The organism is Microbulbifer sp. CNSA002 (assembly GCF_047324085.1).
Classification (GTDB): Bacteria; Pseudomonadota; Gammaproteobacteria; order Pseudomonadales; family Cellvibrionaceae; genus Microbulbifer.
Window position 1 is genome coordinate 2,617,585 of sequence record NZ_CP172449.1, and the last position, 18,693, is coordinate 2,636,277.

An 18,693-nucleotide genomic window follows, 5' to 3' on the forward strand; every position below is an offset into this window, starting at 1 on the left:
CCTGATTTAGCTTAAACTCCAGAACTGCTCCAAGTTGCCCGTTAATTGATCAGTGTTGCGACAAATCACCGGTTGCCAGTGCTCGGGAAAAAGCTGCCAATAGAAAGGTTCTGAAAAGCGGCTATCTACCAGAATGATCACACCTTTATCAGATTCGGAACGTATAACCCGACCGGCGGTTTGCAGTACGCGAGTCATCCCTGGATAGCGGTAGGCGATATCAAATCCATGGATGCCAGTGGTTTCCGCAGCATCGCGCTGTAGCTCCCGCTCAACATTAACTTGCGGGAGCCCAGTACCGACAATAATAGTGCCAACCAGCTTCTCCCCAACATAATCAATGCCTTCACCAAAGATGCCCCCCATAATGGCAAACCCAAGGCTCTTGTTACCTTCGTTGAATCCAGACAAAAACTCAGCGCGCTCTGTCTCTCCCTGTCCCGGCAGCTGTTGTAACAAGCACACTTCCGGGAATCTCGCCTTAAAACTCTCAGCAACTTGCTCCAGGTAACGATAAGAGGGAAAAAATACCAGGTAATTTCCTGCTCGGCTGTAAAAGGTACGGGAAATTATGTCGACGAGGTTCTCTATTGAGCGGTCGCGGGCTTGGTAGCGCGTATCTATATATGGACACAGGAAAACGCCCTGTTGTTGCGGCTGAAAAGGCGAGGGCAGTCTTAGGTAGGGCGACTCATGCTCTACACCCAGTTGACTATATATATAGCTGGCTGGGCGCAAAGTCGCAGAGAAGAGTATAGCGGCTTGGTTTTGCTGGTAGGATCGCTGTAAAAACTGTGCAGCATTTAAACAAAGTAGCTTGATTTCCTGCTCCTGCCAGGGAGCATCCCGGTCAATCACCCGTGTGACGACTTTATGCTGACCGCAAAGCTCCTGCTCAATAACTGCATAACGATAGACAGACCTTAACCACTCCGCTATTTCTTCCGGGGGCGACTGAGAGCTTTCTATAAGTTGGCTGACTGTGGAGAGCACTTTTTGCACTGCTCGGGAAACCGATTCTGGATGCTCTGCTTCACCTGTTGCTGCAGTGACCCAAACTTCACCCCCTTCAAAAGTACTGCGGCTTTGAGCTACACCAACTTCTCGCAATCGCTTGATCCAATTTTCAATTGCCCGAACCAGAGACTGGATACTTCTCCGCAATGTCGGAGAGTGCCCTTTGCAAGCATTAGCTACGCGGCGACTATCACGGCGGGATAACTTTGCACTGTACATTTCCTGGGCGCGGTCGATCAAATTATGAGCTTCATCGACTAACAATGCGCGGCGATTGCGCTGGTCCTGAAAGCTGGTCAGGCGTACCAAAGGGTCAAATACATAGTTGAAATCGCATACCACCAAGTCTACCCAAGGCAATATTTGAAGGGAGAGTTCAAAGGGGCAGATTTGCTGCTGATCCGCCACATCAGCAATTTCTTTGGGAGTTAACTGGGGCCGGCCGAGCAGGGCATCCATTGCAACTGGAAGTCGATCATAAAACCCTTTTGTTCTCGGACAGATGCCGTCATCATCACGGGTACAAAGCCCCAGGTTACAGGCACAGGTTTTTTCCCTTGCTTGAATTTCAAGTAAAGATAACTGCAAACCACTCGCCTGAAGTGCCTCAATGGTTTCCCGCACCATTTGCCGACCGGAATTCTTTGCTGTCAGGTAAACCAACTGATCCAGCTTTTCCTCGCCAATTGCCTTTATGGCTGGGAATAGGGTGCTGATTGTCTTGCCGGTTCCCGTGGGTGCTTCAGCCACCAGCTCACCACCGTCCCGGAAACACCGGTAGGCTTCCACTGCCAGTTGGCGCTGGCCGGGGCGGTATTGTGGGAAAGGAAAAGCGAGCTGTTTCGCCGTTTCAATAAGCTGCTGCCGATGTTCCTGCCAAGCCCTGTGCCAACACAAATATTTTGTGAGAGCCTCAAGAGTGAAGGCCTCTAACTCACTAAAGCGGTACTCTATGCACTCTGGATAGGCCTTGCGCTCCTTGAGGTTATACCAGACAACTTGCAGGGCAACTGTATCTGTATCACCTGTAGCGTCTTCATTTACCAAGTAGCAATAGCCGTAAATTTTTAGCTGGGCCCAATGCAGTTGCTTGGCGGCATCGGACAACTTCGATGGGGGTAAATAAGTGGTCTTAATTTCATCCAGCTGAGCCGGTTTATGCAAATCACTTTTCGGGTGAAAAATGTCAACCCGGCCGCTCAAAGTAACCTGCTGTTCCATCCAATCTATTTGGGTCTTGAGCTTGTATTCTGCCTCAGCGCCTTTGGGCCGCTGCTTTTGTAGCTTCTGATGGGCTCGAATCCCTTCCTGGGCAGAGGGCCCTGAAGTTGGCTCCCGAATCAAATCTCCGCTGCGGCAGGAAAAAGCGACTAGCTCTCCCACAGAAAGATTCAAAATCTCAGCCGACTCTAAGCTATCCAAAGCTAGTGCCACTCCACATGAATTACCCGATGAGGGATCGCCTCTTCAGCAAAAAACGCCAGCCAGCGTTCTTGGTTTTTTTGTAAGCGATCCCCAGGACCTTTAACCTCCACGAGTTCATAGTGACCGGAGGGAGTAAAGCAAATAAGGTCTGGCAGCCCATTTCTATTCTGTGTGATGTCACTGAGCATGCGAGTAAAAATTGAACGCCAATGACTTAGGGGGATTCTATCCAGTGCCTTCTCAAGTAGTTCTGTAGACAAAGCCTCCCAAGTAACCAAAGGGTTGGCAATACCTTGTTTCTCAGCAAAGGTAGCGAGGACACGGGACTTCAAGGGCTCATGCTCTATTTCAGCCAATCGCTGGGTGAATAGCGCTTGTCGGGAATAGTAAAAATCCGCGGTGCGAAAATCGGCTGGGGCTACCTGGAAGGGGTTGAAAAAAGCACCAGGCACAGGTGCAAACAGTACGTCCCAAATATAGAGGCCCAACACACCAGTGAATAGGGTGTTCTCTACATAAAAACACTCACCACCGCTAGAACCTTCAAGGTGCTCTGCCACCTGTAGCTCAACACAGATTTCCCCCTGCGCCAAACTTATCACTTCAGTGGGGGCTTGGATTTTATGAGGTGCCTGCCAATTGTTGAGGCCTCCACTTCGTTTGGCTGTGCGGTAACCAAAGCTAAGAGCAAACTCTCTTTCTGCCTGGTCCATAGGGGAAGCTATTATTTCCTCGCATATTTCCAATGCTAGAGTGTCGTACCCTTGCTTTACGGCAATTCGTGCGCGGCGCTCACGGGCGGGAGAGGTTTTACAAAGTTGATATAGTGCATCGGCCTGCTCAAGAGCATTGAGCCGCTCAAGCTGCCGTGCCAACTTAAGACGTATTCTGTCCAGCCGACGAGCCAGGGTTGAGTCACCATCGATACCTTCTGGCAGTTGAGCAGATAAGGCCAATATGGCTTCCGCATCTTCCAGTAATGACTCTTCTAACAGCTCCAGGCATTGGTAGTAAAGCAGATACTGATCAATTTGCGAGCGGCTTTGAAAGGGGAGATTTTGCTTATCCAGTGGATAGGATTCATACCGATAAAGCCCAAGATCCCGCAATACATAGTCGGTAAGATCCTGATTCAAGTTGCCAAAGTAACACAGTTTGAAAGTCTGGAAATGCTCAGCACCCTGGACGGCTAGTACCCTGTGCTGAGAAAGCAAGTTCACAAACCAGTCACTCGAACTGGAGTCTTCAAGCAATAGTTGCTCGAGGGAAGGCCGGCTGAGAGACTTGGATATACCCGAGGGTCCTGCCGTAAGCAATTCAGCTTTGGTAAATAGTGGTAGATATTCTTGTGCCGTTAGCACCGGATTAAAACAAAGTAGTCCAACGCGATCCAAAACAGCTGCAGCACTTTCAATGCTCTCTATCTCACCATAGCTAAGCTTCTCCAGGCGGAAAAGCGATCCTCTAGAGGAGGGTACTCCTTTACGGGACAGCAAACGCACATAGAGCCGCTGGCTATAAATATCCAACTCTTGGAAGGTTTTAAAAAAATTTTGCTCAGATGTGGTGATAAGCCGGGAATAATGTTGGCTAACAAATTCAATCAACGCTTTGAAGTTGTCCAGGTAGTAGCCAGTTGGCAATTCTATCGGTTGGGTCATGGCACAAGCGCTAGTTTTTCGATCTATCTATCGTCGATGCCGCACACCAGTTCCTTATGACGTGATATGCAAACAATGAGGCAGAGGTTACTCTGGGGCTGTATGGTTATACAGCAAGTTAGCCCGGTGAACAAACAACAATCCCAAGCTTTCTTCTTAGTTATTCAGCCATTTTTTCCTATGGCAACTCCCTTGATGCTCATCCAGGCTTGCAGTCGAGGCTTATAAGCGGTCGCCCCATAAGATTTAACCAATAAGGGATTACCTCTATGAAAGTGACAAATTCTGTGACTGCAGCCGCGCTATTTGCCGCCAGCGTATCTGCTCTAGCTGATAATAATGTCACCCTGGTATTCCAGGAAGGTACTGGCAATAGTACAACTTCTGATCAGTCCGATGGTACTGTGCATAACAACTTGATTGTTCAGACCCAAATCGGCGATTTCAATGACTCGGATGCATCCCAAACTACAGGCACTTCTGAAAGCACTATTGAACTGGTGCAGACGGGAAATTTGAATCAGGCCTCAGCAGTGCAACAGAATGCAACGCAGCTTACTACGTCCTCCCTGACCCAGAATGGCAGTGATAATACAGCGACCTTGCTGCAGGACGATGCGCAATTCAGCTCCTTCACCGGCACTCAGGCTGGAGACTTAAACGACATCCAAGTCCTGCAACAGGAAGATGTTACTTCCACCACACTTGTCGCATCTCAACAAGGAATGTCTAACACACTGGTTTTAGATCAGCGTATAAGGGTGGATAGCACTAGCGCCATATTCACCCAAGTTGGTGACTCCAACTTCGCCAATATAGATCAGGATAGAGATGTAACCTTTACCTTTGCTATGGCCAGCCAGACTGGCTCTTCCAACTTTTTAGATATCGAGCAGGATGAAGTCACGACGACGAGCACTGCAATAATAACGCAGATAGGTGATTCGAATACCGGAAGAATAGAACAGGAAACTGATGTTTCAGCTGCTACTGGGATAGTCACCCAGATTGGTGACAATAACATTGCAAATGTAGATCAGGAGAATATTACCTCAAGCAGCGGTGAGGTAATGCAAACCGGCTCTTCTAATACGGTAAATCTTGATCAAGGGAACGAAAATATTGCCGCTATTGAACTTATTTCCTGTACCACTCTAGTAATCCAAGATGGCTCAGCCAATACTGCACAAATAGATCAGGGGCAGGACGGGTCTTTGCTCACCAGCTCATTGATACTAAATCAGTTTGGCGATTCTAATTCTTCCCAGATTAATCAACATAGCGGTATTAGTAGCAGCATTCTTGCGACGCAAAATGGCGTTTCTAATATTCAAACAATCTCTCAGGTTGGCAGTGGTGAAATCGCATTAACCACACAAACTGGCACAGGTAATATTGGCAACACCTTCCAATAAAATACTAACTGAAAGAGGTTAAGGCTAGCGTAGATATTATTTAAAATATCTCATCACCTTTTGATACCGGTATACGACGTACCAAGTAAAAAATATCACTGAAATCCAAATCATTACTATGATTTGGATTTCCAGTACCGACATATTGAATTCATCTATGATGGAGAAAAATTCAAATACGTCAGTGCAGATTAAAATAGGCAAATAGATACGCCAAGCATTTGAGAAGGCAATCCTTTTCGAGAAAGCCAATCCAAACAAAGCAACAAAAAAAACAATATAAACTAGCAGACTAAAAATCATCCACCAAATAGGGAGGTCCCACTCATCAGCGGCGAAACCAAGATATTGGGAATAGACTTCCAACGGGGCGAGAATAAAAAGGAGTACCTTCCAACCAACACTAGGTTTGTAGTGTGGAATAGAGTCTGTAAGGGGGCTATCTGGTGTCTGATACATATCCTGCATCTCGAAACTTCCTTATTATTTACCGCTATTCCGGATAGGCACTAATTACCAATCCGAAAGTTACTTCTCGCCATTCCCTGAGCTAAATAGAGCTGAACATTACTTACCAGTTAGGTTCTCTGACTATCAAAATTTGAACAGCGAGGATATTGTCTGCAGATTCAAAGTCAATAGTTGGTACAATAGTTTATCGATAATGTGAGGCAGCTCATCGCATAAATGTGACAACATAACCTGCTTTTTTGTAGTGTTAGCAAGGTAAAGCCATGATGTCAATCTGTAAGCTCTGAATGCCAAAGACTAAACGATAAACGGCAAACTACTTCTACATTCTGGCTGCAGTAATAGCCGACAAGAATTGCTTATAAGTGCACTAATCCATAGGATTGAAGTGGCCGACAGTTTTAAATTTCAAAGGCCAATTAAAGGGCAGAGCGTGCAAAATCCTTATCAAGCACCTGAGAGCGAACTCGACAATCGCCCCCCCGTCTATAGCCCTAGTGTAGGCTGGAAAATTGTCTTTTTTATCCTTCTACCACTGGAGCTGTACTCCCAATATACGGTCTTGACCGATGGCTCCACAGGCATCCCCTTTTGGTGGTTGGTAATCAGCTTGGTTGTTTCCTTCCTTTTCTACGTCGTACTGTTTGGTTTAGCATTTGCCAAGAGAATAGGATTCGAACAACTTTGGATCTTTTTTATTCCAGTTATTGTGCTTATCGATATTTTTGAATTTTCTTTACTCGCTATCAACTTAAACAAACTCGGGGCAGGTGTAGTCCTTGTGATGGCAAGCACTGCGCCAATCATCTTGCTTAGATGGTATGTCGTTTATAAGTATCAGAAGGTTATGAAATACTTTGCCTAAAGGATACACCCCACCTCAATAAGGACTCAGAGCAATAGCGTTCCTCTAAACTTTCTTCTTAGCATTTTGGTACTTTTGTCTTAGTGCAATTCGTTGGTACAGACCTAAAAATCAGTGGGTCACCAACTACTGCTCTTTTGGAGCCGGCTCTCGGCTATTCGTGGAAATACTTAAACTGGCAGCGAATGACCTGGATTGTTTGATTCAGGCAATTCGCAGTGAAGGATACCAGCTCTTTGGCCCGATACTGCATAACGGGGCTATTACCTATGGTGAGATTGAAACTCCCACAGATCTGCCCCAAGGATGGACGGATCAGCAAGAGGCGGGGCAATACCGGGTGGAGCGCCGCAACGACAACGCCTATTTTGGCTACGCCGTTGGCCCCCACTCCTGGAAGCAGTTCCTCCAGTTGCCCCAGCGCCAGATCTGGAGTGCTAGTCGCTCTGGAGAAGATATTCAGATTCTGGAAATTGAGGAGCCTCCGGTCAAGTTAGCGTTTCTCGGCGTTCGCAGTTGCGAGCTACACGCCATTGCTATCCAGGACCGTGTCCTCGCACAGGGGGATTACGCAAACAGCAGCTATAAGGCACGTCGAGCGCAGCTGTTCACTATTGCTGTGGAGTGCACAACAGCAGCAAATACCTGTTTCTGTACCGCAATGAACACAGGCCCGCAGGTGCGACTGTCCAGTGATCTGGTAATCACCGAAGTTCTGACCTCCGATGCCCACTTCTTCCTCATACGCAGCGGAAGCCCTCAAGGCAACAGAGTGTTAAAGCAACTACCCACTGTTGATGCCTCAGAAACGGAGAAACAAGAGGGGCAAGCTGCCGTTCAGCAAGCCGAAAATCAAGTGAGTAAAGGTAGCCGCAGCTTTGACAGCTCTGACCTGAAGACACTGCTTTATCGCAATTATGACAACCCAAACTGGGATAAAGTCGCGGAGCGCTGCCTCTCCTGCGCCAATTGCACTATGGCTTGCCCAACGTGCTTCTGCTCAACCGTTGAGGACACAACAGATTTAACCGGGAATGAAGCACGGCGCTGGGAGCGTTGGGATTCCTGCTTTACGGCTGAGTTGAGCTATTTGTCTGGCGGCCCGGTAAGGGCGGATACCCGCAGCCGCTATCGACAGTGGATGACTCACAAACTGGCCACTTGGTATGACCAATTTGATAGCTCTGGCTGTGTCGGTTGTGGACGTTGTATTACCTGGTGTCCAGTAGGCATCGATATCACGGAAGAGATACAGAATATTCGCGCCCAGGAACAAAAATGAAAGTTGTCACCACCTTACTCAAGGAGCACCCTTTCTTTACCGGGCTGGCAGACAAGGACCTGGCATTCCTATCCGGGTGTACAAGCAATAGTCACTATAAAGAAGGCGAATACCTTGCCAGGGAAAACACTCCGGCTAACCATTTCTTCTTAATTCGATCTGGGCGTGTCGCCGTAGAAACCTTTGTCCCCAACTATGGGCCCCTTTGTCTGATGACACTGCATGGTGGAGATATATTCGGCTGGTCCTGGCTGTATCCTCCCTACTTGAGTGCTTTCGATGCCCGGGCCCTGACCTCAGTTCGCAGCCTTAAACTTGGCGGGCAGTGCCTCCGAGATAAGTGCGAAAAAGAACCGAGACTCGGTTTCGAGCTGATGAAACGGTTTACCAAAGTTGCTACAGAGCGACTGCAGGCAGCACGAATACAGTTGTTGGACCTTTACGGGCCACATCCGTCACAGGGAATCCCTCGCTGTGATCCCTGAATTATGGCGTGTTACCCATCGGCGCGAAGAATTTCCTGGCACTGTCACTCTATCCCTGACACGAGAGGCTAGGGGCCCATCACCCATTCAGCCCGGGCAATTCAATATGCTTTATGCCTTTGGTGCCGGTGAGGCTGCTATCTCCTTGAGTGGCCCCAGTGCGTCATCCGCTGAGCCACTTACCCATACGATTAAAGGCCAGGGACTGGCAACCCAAGCGCTTTGCAAACTGGAAGTTGGTGCGCAACTGGGTATCCGGGGACCATTCGGGCAGGGGTGGCCAACTCACTTGGCGGAAAATCGCCCCTTAGTGATCATCGCCGGCGGACTCGGGCTAGCGCCTTTACGGCCCCTGATCTACAGCTTTCTTAACGGACACTTGCCGGCCAAGAGCCTACAAGTTTTCTATGGGGCGCGTCGGCCCGAAGAATTGCTTTACCAGCCAGAGCTTGGTCACTGGCGCAGATCATTTGAACTGGTGACATCTGTGGACCACGCCAGCACAGACTGGAACGGGCATATTGGTGTGATTACCGACCCTCTGCGTGTCACTCATTTGGAGTGCAATGATGCTTTAGTGTTTGTGTGTGGACCGGAGATCATGATGCGCTTTTGCATACAGGTTCTTCTCCATAAAGGTGTGGATGAATCCAATATCTATCTATCCATGGAGCGCAACATGAAGTGTGCCATTGGAATCTGCGGCCACTGCCAGTGGGGACCTAACTTTGTTTGTAAAGATGGCCCTGTCTTTTGCTACCGGAATATTCGCTCATGGTTTCAAATCAACAGCCTATAGCGAGTAGTAATCCTCCCCCCAAACTTGCAGTCTGGAAGTTCACTTCCTGTGATGGTTGCCAACTGAGCCTATTGGATTGTGAGGATGAGCTTCTTTCTTTGGCAGCCCAGGTAGATATCGCCTATTTCCTGGAAGCTTCCAGTGAGGTGAAAGAGGGCCCTTTTGATATCTCTCTCGTCGAGGGCTCCATTACCACGCCAGCAGATGAAGAGAGAATCCTAGAGGTCAGACGTCAGTCCCGCTTTCTAATCAGTATTGGCGCCTGTGCAACAGCTGGAGGGATTCAGGCACTTCGCAACTTTGCCGATGTGCAGGAGTTCACCGATGTGGTCTATGCCCACCCGGAATATATCGCCACTCTCAAGGAATCCACACCAATATCAGGGAGGGTACCAGTGGACTTTGAATTACAGGGGTGTCCTATCAACAAGCATCAATTGCTTGAAGTAATCAGTGCATTCCTACACCGGCGAGCCCCCCAGATTGCCAATCACTCGGTGTGTATTGACTGTAAATTGCGCGGCAATGTTTGTATCTGGGTTGCCCACGGCACCCCCTGTATGGGGCCTGTTACACACGCGGGATGTGGCGCTATTTGCCCCAGTTACAACCGTGGTTGCTACGCTTGCTACGGTCCCAAGGAAAATCCCAACACCGAATCACTTTGCCATTGGTGGGATGAAAAACTAAATGTAGAAAATACTTTAATTGTTGAAAACCTTAGGAATTTCAATCCACTAGCACCTTCTTTTAAAGTGCAAAGTGAGGATAGGCAAGAAGATGGGGAGCGGTAACCCCCCGAAACATTGGTGATTAATCTGCCTCCAGGTGAGCTTTATGGTGGATCGCAGCAAAACGATTAAGGTGGATTATCTCGCTCGGGTCGAAGGGGAAGGAGCCCTTCATATCGACTACGACGACAGCGGCGTACAAAATGTACAGCTCAAGATTTTTGAGCCCCCAAGATTCTTCGAAGCCCTTCTCAGAGGGCGCGATTTTTTGGAAGCCCCAGATATCACCGCACGCATATGTGGGATCTGCCCGGTGGCCTACCAGATGAGTGCTGTGCATGCCATGGAGAATGCCCTGAACCTAAAGCCCGGCGGCGCTTTGCGTATGCTTCGTCGATTGCTTTACTGCGGTGAATGGATCGAGAGCCATATGCTGCATATCAGCATGCTCCATGCACCAGATTTCCTCGGCTACCCCAATGCAGTCGCAATGGCTAAGGATCATCCAGAGATTGTTAAGAACGCGCTGGAGATTAAAAAGGCGGGCAATGCCCTGGTTCGCCTTATTGGTGGCAGGGAAGTACACCCGATTAATGTGAGGGTAGGGGGGTTCTACAAGGCTCCGGAGGCTCGTGAACTCACAGCCTTGGTAGCGCAGCTGGAAATGGCCCGGGATCTCACCGAGCAACTGGTGCGCTGGTCCGCAGCTTTGCCTTTCCCCAGCTACGAATGGCGAAGGGATAAGCACTACGAATTTGTCGCTCTAACCCACCCGTCAGAATACCCAATGAACGAGGGCAGGATCACCTCCAGTGCGGGACTCAATATTAGCGCCCAAGACTATGAGAACCACTTTGAAGAAGAGCACGTCGCTCATAGCACCGCGCTGCACTGTACTTTACGGGAGCGGGGTGCCTATCTGGTGGGCCCCATCGCACGATACAACCTTAATCGCGACAAGCTGTCACCTCGTGCATTGCAATTGGCTGAGGAGATCAACTTTACCGCCCCCTGTTTAAATCCCTTCCAAGGTATCCTGGTTAGGAGCCTGGAGGTACTACATGCCTTTGAAGAAGCCCTGCATATTATTGATAGATACCAACCCCCAGCCGAGCCTCATTTAAAGACCGAGCCGAGAACCGCAAGCGGCTGTGCAGCCACCGAAGCACCCCGTGGGCTTCTGTATCATCGCTATGACATTGATGAGAAAGGCAAGATTGCGACGGCAAAAATTGTCGCTCCCACCTCACAAAACCAGAAGACCATCGAAGATGACCTCCGCTTGATGTTGCCGAGCTTTATGCACTTTCCTGAGGATAAATTACGGGGGTTATGTGAACGAGCGATAAGGAATTACGACCCCTGCATTTCCTGCTCCACTCACTTCCTACAGCTACATTTGAATTATGGGCAAGCGCAAAGTAAGCAATCCATGGTTACTGGTAAGCCTGGGCAATCCCCTGCGCGGTGATGATGGAGTAGGGCCACATATCATCGCTCGACTTCGCCAGAAACTTGGAGGGGCGGTGGAATTCCTCGAAAGCGGTGGCGATATTTTACATTTGCTCGCGCAATGGAAAGGTCGATGGGTTTGCCTTGTAGACGCCATGGTAAGTGATCAGCACCCTATCGGGGAGGTTGTCACCATTGATGGTCTAGGCAACGCACTTGCTCCATCGATGTGCAATACATCAAGCCATGGATTTGGGCTGACCGAAGCGCTGACCATGGGAAAGCATATTGATTCGCTGCCGGCACATCTGGAGGTTTTTGCGATCAACTCAGAAAGTCTGGCAAAAGGACAAGGGTTATCGCCCAAAGTGGCCAGTGCAGCCCATCGAGCAGAGCAAATGATTATCGCGCACCTAACGCTATACAGCGGAGACCACTATGCACGAACAGAATCTCATCAAAAACCTGATCAATAAAATCCAGGAACTGGCCTCTGATGAACCCGGCAGGCCGATCGGCGTTCGCTTACGCTTGGGTGCCCTGGCGCATATGTCTGCAGCGCATCTGAGGGAGCATTTTGACAGGGAGATACTCGGGACTTCTCTCGAGGGGATTAAGCTGGAAATTGATGAGCTTAAGGATATTAATCACAAGGAAGCCCAGGATGTAATCCTGGAGAGCTTAAAGTTTGAGGAGACTGATGGCCACTGAACGCCGCCGGATTGAAATCGCCGGATTGGTGCAGGGAGTAGGATTCCGGCCCTTTGTCTATCGCCTGGCCGATAGCTTTCAATTAAAAGGCTGGGTGGCCAACTACAGCGGCGGCTTGAGAATTGAAGTCCAAGGCAAAAGCCGGGAAATCGAAAAGTTTATCGATAAGTTATCTTCAGAGAAGCCGCCCTACAGTCGCATCACTCACATTGAATCCTATCCGGTGGCTCTTCAGGCAGAATACGGTTTTCGAATCTTACCCAGTGTCCGTGATGCCAGTAGTTCAACCATCGTTTTACCAGACCTGGCTCCCTGTGATGATTGCCTCAGGGAATTGTCAGACCCTAACAATCGCCGCTATGAATACCCGTTTATCAGCTGTACTCTTTGCGGCCCCCGCTACAGCATCATTTACAAACTGCCCTACGATCGTGTCAACACCTCCATGCACCACTTCCCTTTGTGCGGAAAATGCTCGGGGGAGTATCGGGACCCCCTCAATCGACGCTTCCATGCGGAGCCCAATGCCTGCCCCCAGTGCGGCCCTCAATTACTTTTCTGTAATACTGCCGGCGTTACAATTGCGAAGAAGAGTCGGGCACTATCCAAAGCTCTAGATGCCCTTGCTCAGGGGAAAATTATTGCCCTTAAAGGGGTGGGCGGCTTTCAACTGTTAGCCGACGCCTCCAATGGTAAGGCGCTCGCCAACTTGCGCCAGCGCAAACAACGTCCGCATAAGCCGTTCGCGCTTCTATATGACGAGCTGAAAAGTGTCTGCCAGGATTGCTGTGTCTCGGAGCAAGAGGCGCAGCTACTATCGACCCGAGAAAGACCGATTGTTCTATTGGAAGCGAAGGAGGACAATCACTCCAGGATACATCCGCTGGTCGCTCCAAATCTTGCCGACTTGGGGGTGATGTTACCTGCATCCCCCTTGCATTACTTGCTTGCACGTAAGTATCGAGCCCCCCTTGTCGCTACTAGTGGCAACCTTGCGGAAGAGCCTATTTGTACAGAGAATGATGAGGCGTTTGAGCGCCTGGGTAAAATCGCTGACTACTTTCTGGTTCACAATCGCCGAATTTTGCGCCCGCTGGATGACTCTGTACTCAGGGTGGTCAATAACCGTCCGCTGATGTTGCGTCGAGCCCGGGGCTACGCACCACTACCCATCACCTTGCCTGTTCCAGGCACAAAGGGCGAAGGTGAACGAGAGAGCTTCCTGGCCCTGGGCGCGGACCTGAAAAACACAGTTGCACTGTCTCACGCCGGGTGGGCATATCCCAGCCAACATATTGGCGACTTAGGTAGTGCCAATACCCTGAAGCACTTCAACCAAACTATTGGCGATCTCACCAAACTACAGCAGTGCCGCCCGAAAAAATTAATCCACGACCTCCATCCAGGCTATACCTCTCACCGCTGGGCTATGAAGCAAAGAGCTGTGCGTATTGGTGTTCAGCACCATATTGCCCATCTATTTTCCTGCATGGCAGAACACGCTCACTCAGGACCTGCACTAGGAATCTGCTGGGATGGAACTGGTTACGACCGCAGTGGCATTGTTCGCGGTGGAGAATTCTTTCATTGGAATGGACAGTCTCCTGTCAAACACATCGCCAGCTTTCGTACATTCCCGCTGCCGGGCGGTGAAAAGGCCGTGCGCGAGCCCAGACGCTCTGCGGCCGGACTTCTGTATGAAATCTCCGGGTTTGTCGCCCTGGAGAATCGACAATTAAAGCGCTGCTTCACTCGCAGCGAGCGTCAAAACCTGGTTACCATGCTAAAAGGTGAGATTAACAGCCCACCGTGTAGCTCTGTCGGCCGCCTATTCGATGCGGTATCTGCACTCCTCGGACTGACTACACATACCAGCTTTGAAGGGCAGGCCGCCATGGCTCTAGAACAGTGTGCCCGTGGCGTCAGCTCTAAAGACAGCTACCCCTTTAGCCTTGTTCAAAAAGGGGACCTGCTGGAACTAGATTGGACACCCTGTATTAGTGCTTTGATCTACGATGAAAACCGATCACTGCCACAAAGAGCCGCTGCATTTCACAACACACTCGCGCAGATGGCGCTTGCAGTAGCAACTCAACAAGGTGAAAAGAATATCTTTCTATCTGGCGGTGTTTTCCAGAATAAGCGGCTTACCGAAACCGTCACTGCGCTCCTGGAAAGCCAGGGCTTTTCCGTTCACAGCCACAGTGAGGTCCCCCCAAATGATGGTGGAATATCACTGGGCCAGATCCACTACGCACAATGTATGGATGCTGCAGGGCAGTCATTGGGAGAGGAGAGTTCCTAGTGTGCCTGGGAATTCCCGGAAGAATCGAATTAATAGAGCAACAATCAGTCTTGGAGCGCACCGGAAAAGTTTCCTTCGGCGGTATCAGTAAAGCTGTAAATTTATCATTGGTCCCTGAGGCTGAAGTAGGAGACTACGTGATCGTTCATGCTGGAGTCGCGATCAGCAAGTTGAGAGAAGAAGAAGCAAATAAGGTTTTCGAGTACCTCAAAACACTGGGTTGAGTCAGCCTGTAATGAAATACCTCAAGGAATATCGCAACGGCGAGAACATCAAGCTAATTGCGGCAGAGATTCAGAAAGTCACCACTCGCCCATGGACTCTAATGGAGATCTGTGGAGGGCAAACCCATGCCATCGCGAAATACAACTTGCAGCAATTACTGCCCGAGGAGATTCAATTGGTACACGGGCCCGGTTGCCCGGTTTGTGTTACACCTCAGGAAATTATCGATAGAGCTATTGCGATTGCTGCAGTGCCCAATGTTATCTTCTGCTCCTTTGGCGATATGTTGCGAGTCCCCGGTTCAGATCGAGATTTACTAGAAGTCAAAGCTGCCGGAGGCGATATCCGTATTGTCTACTCGCCGCTGCAAGCACTCAATATGGCAGAGCAGAACCCCACCAAGCAGGTCGTATTCTTTGCGGTGGGTTTTGAAACGACTGCTACCGCAAATGCTTTGACGCTGTCCCTCGCCAAGCAAAAGCAAATCGACAACTTTTACGCATTGATATCACAGTTTTTGGTTACACCGGCGATTCAATCGATATGTGCCCGTGAAGACTGCCGGATTCAAGGTTTCCTAGCTGCAGGTCACGTCTGTGCAATAACCGGATATCGTCAGTACCGCAGCTTGGTGAAAAAACACCAGATTCCAATAGTGATTACAGGCTTTGAACCCCTGGATATTCTTGAAGGCGTACTCCGGTGTGTCCGTCAATTAGAAAATGGTCGCTGTGAAGTAGAAAACCAATATCAGCGCGCGGTTACTAAAACAGGTAATACCGTTGCCCAAGACTTGATTAAAGAGGTTTTTAAAGTAGCAACACAGCAGTGGCGCGGCATAGGTGAGATTCCCGCTAGCGGTCTGGTACTGAGCGACGATTACTCAGGATTCAATGCAGAACAAACATTCAATCTGCCAGCATTGAGCATTTCTGAAAACAGGGGATGTATCAGTGGGGATATTATGCTGGGGCTAAAGAAACCCGGGGATTGCCCTCACTTCGCTAAGACCTGCCAACCCCAGCAACCGCTGGGGGCGCCAATGGTTTCCACTGAAGGCGCTTGCGCGGCCTACTATCGCTACCAGAACCAGGTGGAATCGAATGAATCTGCAGTGTCCAATTCCACTAACCGCTGACGAGGTCGTACGCCTCGGCCATGGCAGCGGTGGGGAGATGACCCAACGCTTGATCGATCAATATATTCAACCTGTCTTCTCTAACCCCTGGCTATCCCAGGCCCATGACAGTGCAACACTTCCATGGAAACCGGATCAGCTCGTATTTACCACCGACTCCTTTGTCATCTCACCGCTTTTCTTTCCCGGAGGAAACATCGGTGAGCTCGCCGTTTATGGCACCGTCAACGATTTGGCTATGGCCGGCGCGGAACCCAAGTTTCTAAGCTGCGGCTTGATTCTCGAAGAGGGGTTACCTCTGGAAACTCTCCAACGGGTTCTGATCTCGATGGCTGAGGCTGCCCGGAACTCAGGAATTACCTTAGTCACCGGCGATACCAAAGTGGTAGAGAAAGGGAGGGGGGATGGGCTCTATATCAATACCAGTGGTATCGGTACCCTGATAAGAGAACAACCCATTGATCCCAACCGTATTTGCCAAGGTGACTCTATTATCCTGTCCGGCGATCTCGGCCGCCATGGCATAGCAGTGATGGCCATCCGAGAGGGACTCGAGTTTGAAAGTGATCTCCTCAGCGATTGTGCGCCACTGAATGGTGTAGTTGCACAAATGATCAATGCCGGAATTGAAGTTCATTGTCTGCGAGATCTCACACGAGGTGGGCTAGCCACCGCATTGGTGGAGCTAGCGGAAAACTGCGGACGGACCTTTGTCTTGGAGGAGAGCAAGATACCTGTTTGTGATGCCGTGCAGGGCGCTTGTGAGCTACTGGGGCTAGACCCACTCTATGTAGCGAATGAGGGGCGTTTTGTGTCTTTTGTCCCCGAAGCAGGTGTTAAGTTGGCACTTTCCATTCTTCGAAAAGCAACCGCATATAGCAGCTTTGCGGTTATTGGTACTGTTGGGGGAGGAAATAGCTCCCAGGTTATTTTAAAAAACAATTTGGGATGTGATCGGTTATTGCAGCGTTTACCTGGAGAGCAGTTGCCAAGGATTTGCTAGCAAGAAGCCTCAAAAGCACAATTTACGTACAGTTTTTGAGCATATAGAATCAATGTATAAAAGCTCTAACTATCACTGAGTACCTCATGACAATCTCTACATCCTTAGCTCTGTTCATTTCAATGCTAGTTCTAGCACTGATACCTGGGCCAGGAGTATTAGCTGTTGTTTCCCGGTCAGTGACACTCGGCTTGCGCCAGGGGTTAATTACAGTAGTGGGAATTGTTGTAGGCGATTATTTCTTTATTTTGTTAGCTCTGCTTGGCTTAGCAACGCTATCCGAAACCTTGGGGAGCTTATTCATTGTTATTAAATATGCTGGAGCAGCCTATCTTATCTGGCTGGGAGTGAATATCTTTCTCTCAGCAAAGAAAAGACAAGTCGACCAAAACCAAATAGCAACAAGCCACTCCCATAGCAGCTTTTCAAGTTTTCTACTGGGCTTAGTCACCACGCTGGGTAACCCGAAAGCTATTCTTTTCTACGTAAGCTTCTTTCCAGCATTCCTCGATCTAACTCGTGTTGCTTCTTTGGACATTGCAATTATATTTGCAATTGCAACGCTAGCCGTAGGCAGCGTGATGGCCGGTTATGCGTACCTTGCCTGCAAGGCACGGTCAACAATCAGTCAATCAGGAAAGACCCCGGCTCTAAAATACGGCTCTGGGGCTTTACTTATAGGAAGTGGTGTTTTTATTGCGGCAAAGAGTTAGTGCCTCCACAAGGTGCAGAAGTAATAGACCTAAGGAGCCTCTGAGTAACTCCGTAATGCCTCTGCGGGTCTTGAAGGCTGCAGATGTTAGGCGCAGCTCGCCGCGAATGGCCGTAGCCCTTTGCAAGAGCTGCAACGCAGCAGCTGTGGCCTTCAAGGCCCGCCCTTCGGGGCTTGCAGAGCGATTCACACTCCGCGTTGCGACTTCTTGAAAGGTCTAGACATTCCTGCGAAGCCGCGCCTTGATTGTGAACCGCTCTGCATGCCAGAGGTATCACGGAGTTACTCAGAGGCTCCCTAATTACTGCTCTCTGTTAGTTAGTCAAAGGAGGACGACCGTTTTACTTAACTCCAAAGCTACTCACTCATATCAGCCTGCTAATGCTACTTTTAGTGCCTTCCTGATTATTTTTGCATCATCCAGCGCTCGATGAACTGTGAATTTGTCAGAGTCCTCCAGCTTTTCGCGCTCTTTAATGAATGCTCTTAAGTGATTTTCAGAGCCACCAATTAGCTCCTGAATATCCCTGAGTTCAAACTCCTGATGAATGCCAGTATCAGAAAAAAGGGCATTGCACCAAAAACTGTCCCAGTGCAGGGCATCACAATAGACAATCTGCGCTGAAAGAATCCTGTTTAGGCTATAAGCCACTGTAGTTGGATCAATACCCTCGGATTCCAGCTTTGATCGGGAAATGTTATGTATCGATTCAGCATCATCGGACCAATAAGACCAGTGTGGCATTGGTTTTATTAGCGCCTGGTATTCCACTGTTTCAGAGCAGAGGCCAACTTCTATAGGGTAACTCTGCTTGGATAAGCCACTGGCTTCGAAGTCAATAATCCACATGATAAGAACAATAAGATATGGAAGAAAGATAAAAGAACTTAGCACCTCTTCATTGCTACCTTCCAGTCTGTCTGCATTTTCAAGCCAATTGAACAAACATGTATCTTAAGATAGACTACAACTGATAATGATTATTATTTGTGACT

At 49.2% G+C, this 18,693-nt stretch carries 18 protein-coding genes; 14 read left to right on the forward strand and 4 right to left on the reverse strand.

Annotated elements, in window-relative coordinates; all coding sequences use genetic code 11:
- Positions 1–6: 6 nt before the first annotated feature.
- Both ACG1BZ_RS11750 and ACG1BZ_RS11755 read right to left on the reverse strand, forming a co-directional pair.
- Positions 7–2,439: an ATP-dependent DNA helicase gene (locus ACG1BZ_RS11750; protein ID WP_413665806.1), complete on the reverse strand. Its 2,433-nt coding sequence runs from the start codon at positions 2,437–2,439 to the stop codon at positions 7–9.
- A 2-nt stretch (positions 2,440–2,441) separates the two neighbouring features.
- Positions 2,442–4,103 (reverse strand): VRR-NUC domain-containing protein, encoded by a 1,662-nt coding sequence (locus ACG1BZ_RS11755; RefSeq protein ID WP_413665807.1) that lies wholly within the window; start codon positions 4,101–4,103, stop codon positions 2,442–2,444.
- Positions 4,104–4,372: 269 nt separating this feature from the next.
- On the opposite strand from ACG1BZ_RS11755, the gene ACG1BZ_RS11760 reads away from it, so the two are divergent.
- Entirely contained in the window at positions 4,373–5,518 is a 1,146-nt protein-coding gene (locus ACG1BZ_RS11760; protein WP_413665808.1) for a hypothetical protein, read from the forward strand.
- A 36-nt stretch (positions 5,519–5,554) separates the two neighbouring features.
- On the opposite strand, the gene ACG1BZ_RS11765 is transcribed toward ACG1BZ_RS11760, so the two are convergent.
- Complete coding sequence (locus ACG1BZ_RS11765; protein WP_413665809.1) at positions 5,555–5,986, reverse strand: hypothetical protein; 432 nt, start codon at positions 5,984–5,986, stop codon at positions 5,555–5,557.
- Positions 5,987–6,377: 391 nt separating this feature from the next.
- Between ACG1BZ_RS11765 and ACG1BZ_RS11770 the strand changes: the two genes are divergently transcribed.
- The 13 genes from ACG1BZ_RS11770 (at position 6,378) to ACG1BZ_RS11830 (ending at position 17,698) form a co-directional block, all read left to right on the forward strand.
- On the forward strand, positions 6,378–6,854 hold the full coding sequence (locus ACG1BZ_RS11770) for a hypothetical protein (RefSeq protein ID WP_413665810.1): 477 nt from the start codon (positions 6,378–6,380) through the stop codon (positions 6,852–6,854).
- 160 nt (positions 6,855–7,014) lie between these two features.
- Positions 7,015–8,136: a 4Fe-4S dicluster domain-containing protein gene (locus ACG1BZ_RS11775; protein ID WP_413665811.1), complete on the forward strand. Its 1,122-nt coding sequence runs from the start codon at positions 7,015–7,017 to the stop codon at positions 8,134–8,136.
- A complete protein-coding gene (locus ACG1BZ_RS11780) occupies positions 8,133–8,621 on the forward strand; it encodes a cyclic nucleotide-binding domain-containing protein (RefSeq protein ID WP_282932825.1) in 489 nt (162 codons plus the stop codon). Before ACG1BZ_RS11775 ends, ACG1BZ_RS11780 begins: the two co-directional genes overlap by 4 nt.
- Positions 8,611–9,420 (forward strand): FAD/NAD(P)-binding protein, encoded by an 810-nt coding sequence (locus ACG1BZ_RS11785; protein ID WP_413665812.1) that lies wholly within the window; start codon positions 8,611–8,613, stop codon positions 9,418–9,420. The genes ACG1BZ_RS11780 and ACG1BZ_RS11785 overlap by 11 nt, the downstream gene beginning before the upstream one ends.
- Positions 9,396–10,214, forward strand: coding sequence for an oxidoreductase (locus ACG1BZ_RS11790; RefSeq protein ID WP_413665813.1), 819 nt, complete (start codon positions 9,396–9,398; stop codon positions 10,212–10,214). The genes ACG1BZ_RS11785 and ACG1BZ_RS11790 overlap by 25 nt, the downstream gene beginning before the upstream one ends.
- 43 nt (positions 10,215–10,257) lie before the next feature.
- On the forward strand, positions 10,258–11,622 hold the full coding sequence (locus ACG1BZ_RS11795) for a Ni/Fe hydrogenase subunit alpha (RefSeq protein ID WP_413665814.1): 1,365 nt from the start codon (positions 10,258–10,260) through the stop codon (positions 11,620–11,622).
- A complete protein-coding gene (locus ACG1BZ_RS11800; protein WP_413665815.1) occupies positions 11,558–12,079 on the forward strand; it encodes a hydrogenase maturation protease in 522 nt (173 codons plus the stop codon). The genes ACG1BZ_RS11795 and ACG1BZ_RS11800 overlap by 65 nt, the downstream gene beginning before the upstream one ends.
- Positions 12,042–12,314 carry a hydrogenase/urease maturation nickel metallochaperone HypA gene (locus tag ACG1BZ_RS11805; protein ID WP_413665816.1) on the forward strand — a complete coding sequence of 91 codons (273 nt, stop codon included), beginning with the start codon at positions 12,042–12,044 and terminating at the stop codon, positions 12,312–12,314. Before ACG1BZ_RS11800 ends, ACG1BZ_RS11805 begins: the two co-directional genes overlap by 38 nt.
- On the forward strand, positions 12,304–14,619 hold the full coding sequence (hypF, locus tag ACG1BZ_RS11810; RefSeq protein ID WP_413665817.1) for a carbamoyltransferase HypF: 2,316 nt from the start codon (positions 12,304–12,306) through the stop codon (positions 14,617–14,619). Before ACG1BZ_RS11805 ends, hypF begins: the two co-directional genes overlap by 11 nt.
- Positions 14,619–14,843: a HypC/HybG/HupF family hydrogenase formation chaperone gene (locus ACG1BZ_RS11815; protein ID WP_413665818.1), complete on the forward strand. Its 225-nt coding sequence runs from the start codon at positions 14,619–14,621 to the stop codon at positions 14,841–14,843. Before hypF ends, ACG1BZ_RS11815 begins: the two co-directional genes overlap by 1 nt.
- 11 nt (positions 14,844–14,854) lie before the next feature.
- Positions 14,855–15,982, forward strand: a complete 1,128-nt coding sequence (gene hypD, locus ACG1BZ_RS11820; RefSeq protein ID WP_413665819.1) for a hydrogenase formation protein HypD — start codon at positions 14,855–14,857, stop codon at positions 15,980–15,982.
- Positions 15,948–16,985, forward strand: coding sequence for a hydrogenase expression/formation protein HypE (gene hypE / locus ACG1BZ_RS11825; protein ID WP_413665820.1), 1,038 nt, complete (start codon positions 15,948–15,950; stop codon positions 16,983–16,985). Before hypD ends, hypE begins: the two co-directional genes overlap by 35 nt.
- An 86-nt stretch (positions 16,986–17,071) precedes the next feature.
- On the forward strand, positions 17,072–17,698 hold the full coding sequence (locus tag ACG1BZ_RS11830) for a LysE family translocator (protein ID WP_413665821.1): 627 nt from the start codon (positions 17,072–17,074) through the stop codon (positions 17,696–17,698).
- Between the two features lie 369 nt (positions 17,699–18,067).
- On the opposite strand, the gene ACG1BZ_RS11835 is transcribed toward ACG1BZ_RS11830, so the two are convergent.
- Entirely contained in the window at positions 18,068–18,643 is a 576-nt protein-coding gene (locus ACG1BZ_RS11835; protein ID WP_413665822.1) for a hypothetical protein, read from the reverse strand.
- Positions 18,644–18,693: the final 50 nt, after the last annotated feature.

Coding starts and splice junctions, on each gene's coding strand:
- ACG1BZ_RS11755 (WP_413665807.1), bottom strand. CDS start 4,103: ATGACCCAACCGATAGAATTGCCAACTGGCTACTACCTGGACAACTTC.
- ACG1BZ_RS11760 (WP_413665808.1), top strand. CDS start 4,373: ATGAAAGTGACAAATTCTGTGACTGCAGCCGCGCTATTTGCCGCCAGC.
- ACG1BZ_RS11765 (WP_413665809.1), bottom strand. CDS start 5,986: ATGCAGGATATGTATCAGACACCAGATAGCCCCCTTACAGACTCTATT.
- ACG1BZ_RS11780 (WP_282932825.1), top strand. CDS start 8,133: ATGAAAGTTGTCACCACCTTACTCAAGGAGCACCCTTTCTTTACCGGG.
- ACG1BZ_RS11790 (WP_413665813.1), top strand. CDS start 9,396: ATGGTTTCAAATCAACAGCCTATAGCGAGTAGTAATCCTCCCCCCAAA.
- ACG1BZ_RS11795 (WP_413665814.1), top strand. CDS start 10,258: ATGGTGGATCGCAGCAAAACGATTAAGGTGGATTATCTCGCTCGGGTC.
- ACG1BZ_RS11800 (WP_413665815.1), top strand. CDS start 11,558: ATGGGCAAGCGCAAAGTAAGCAATCCATGGTTACTGGTAAGCCTGGGC.
- ACG1BZ_RS11805 (WP_413665816.1), top strand. CDS start 12,042: ATGCACGAACAGAATCTCATCAAAAACCTGATCAATAAAATCCAGGAA.
- hypF (WP_413665817.1), top strand. CDS start 12,304: ATGGCCACTGAACGCCGCCGGATTGAAATCGCCGGATTGGTGCAGGGA.
- hypD (WP_413665819.1), top strand. CDS start 14,855: ATGAAATACCTCAAGGAATATCGCAACGGCGAGAACATCAAGCTAATT.
- hypE (WP_413665820.1), top strand. CDS start 15,948: ATGAATCTGCAGTGTCCAATTCCACTAACCGCTGACGAGGTCGTACGC.
- ACG1BZ_RS11830 (WP_413665821.1), top strand. CDS start 17,072: ATGACAATCTCTACATCCTTAGCTCTGTTCATTTCAATGCTAGTTCTA.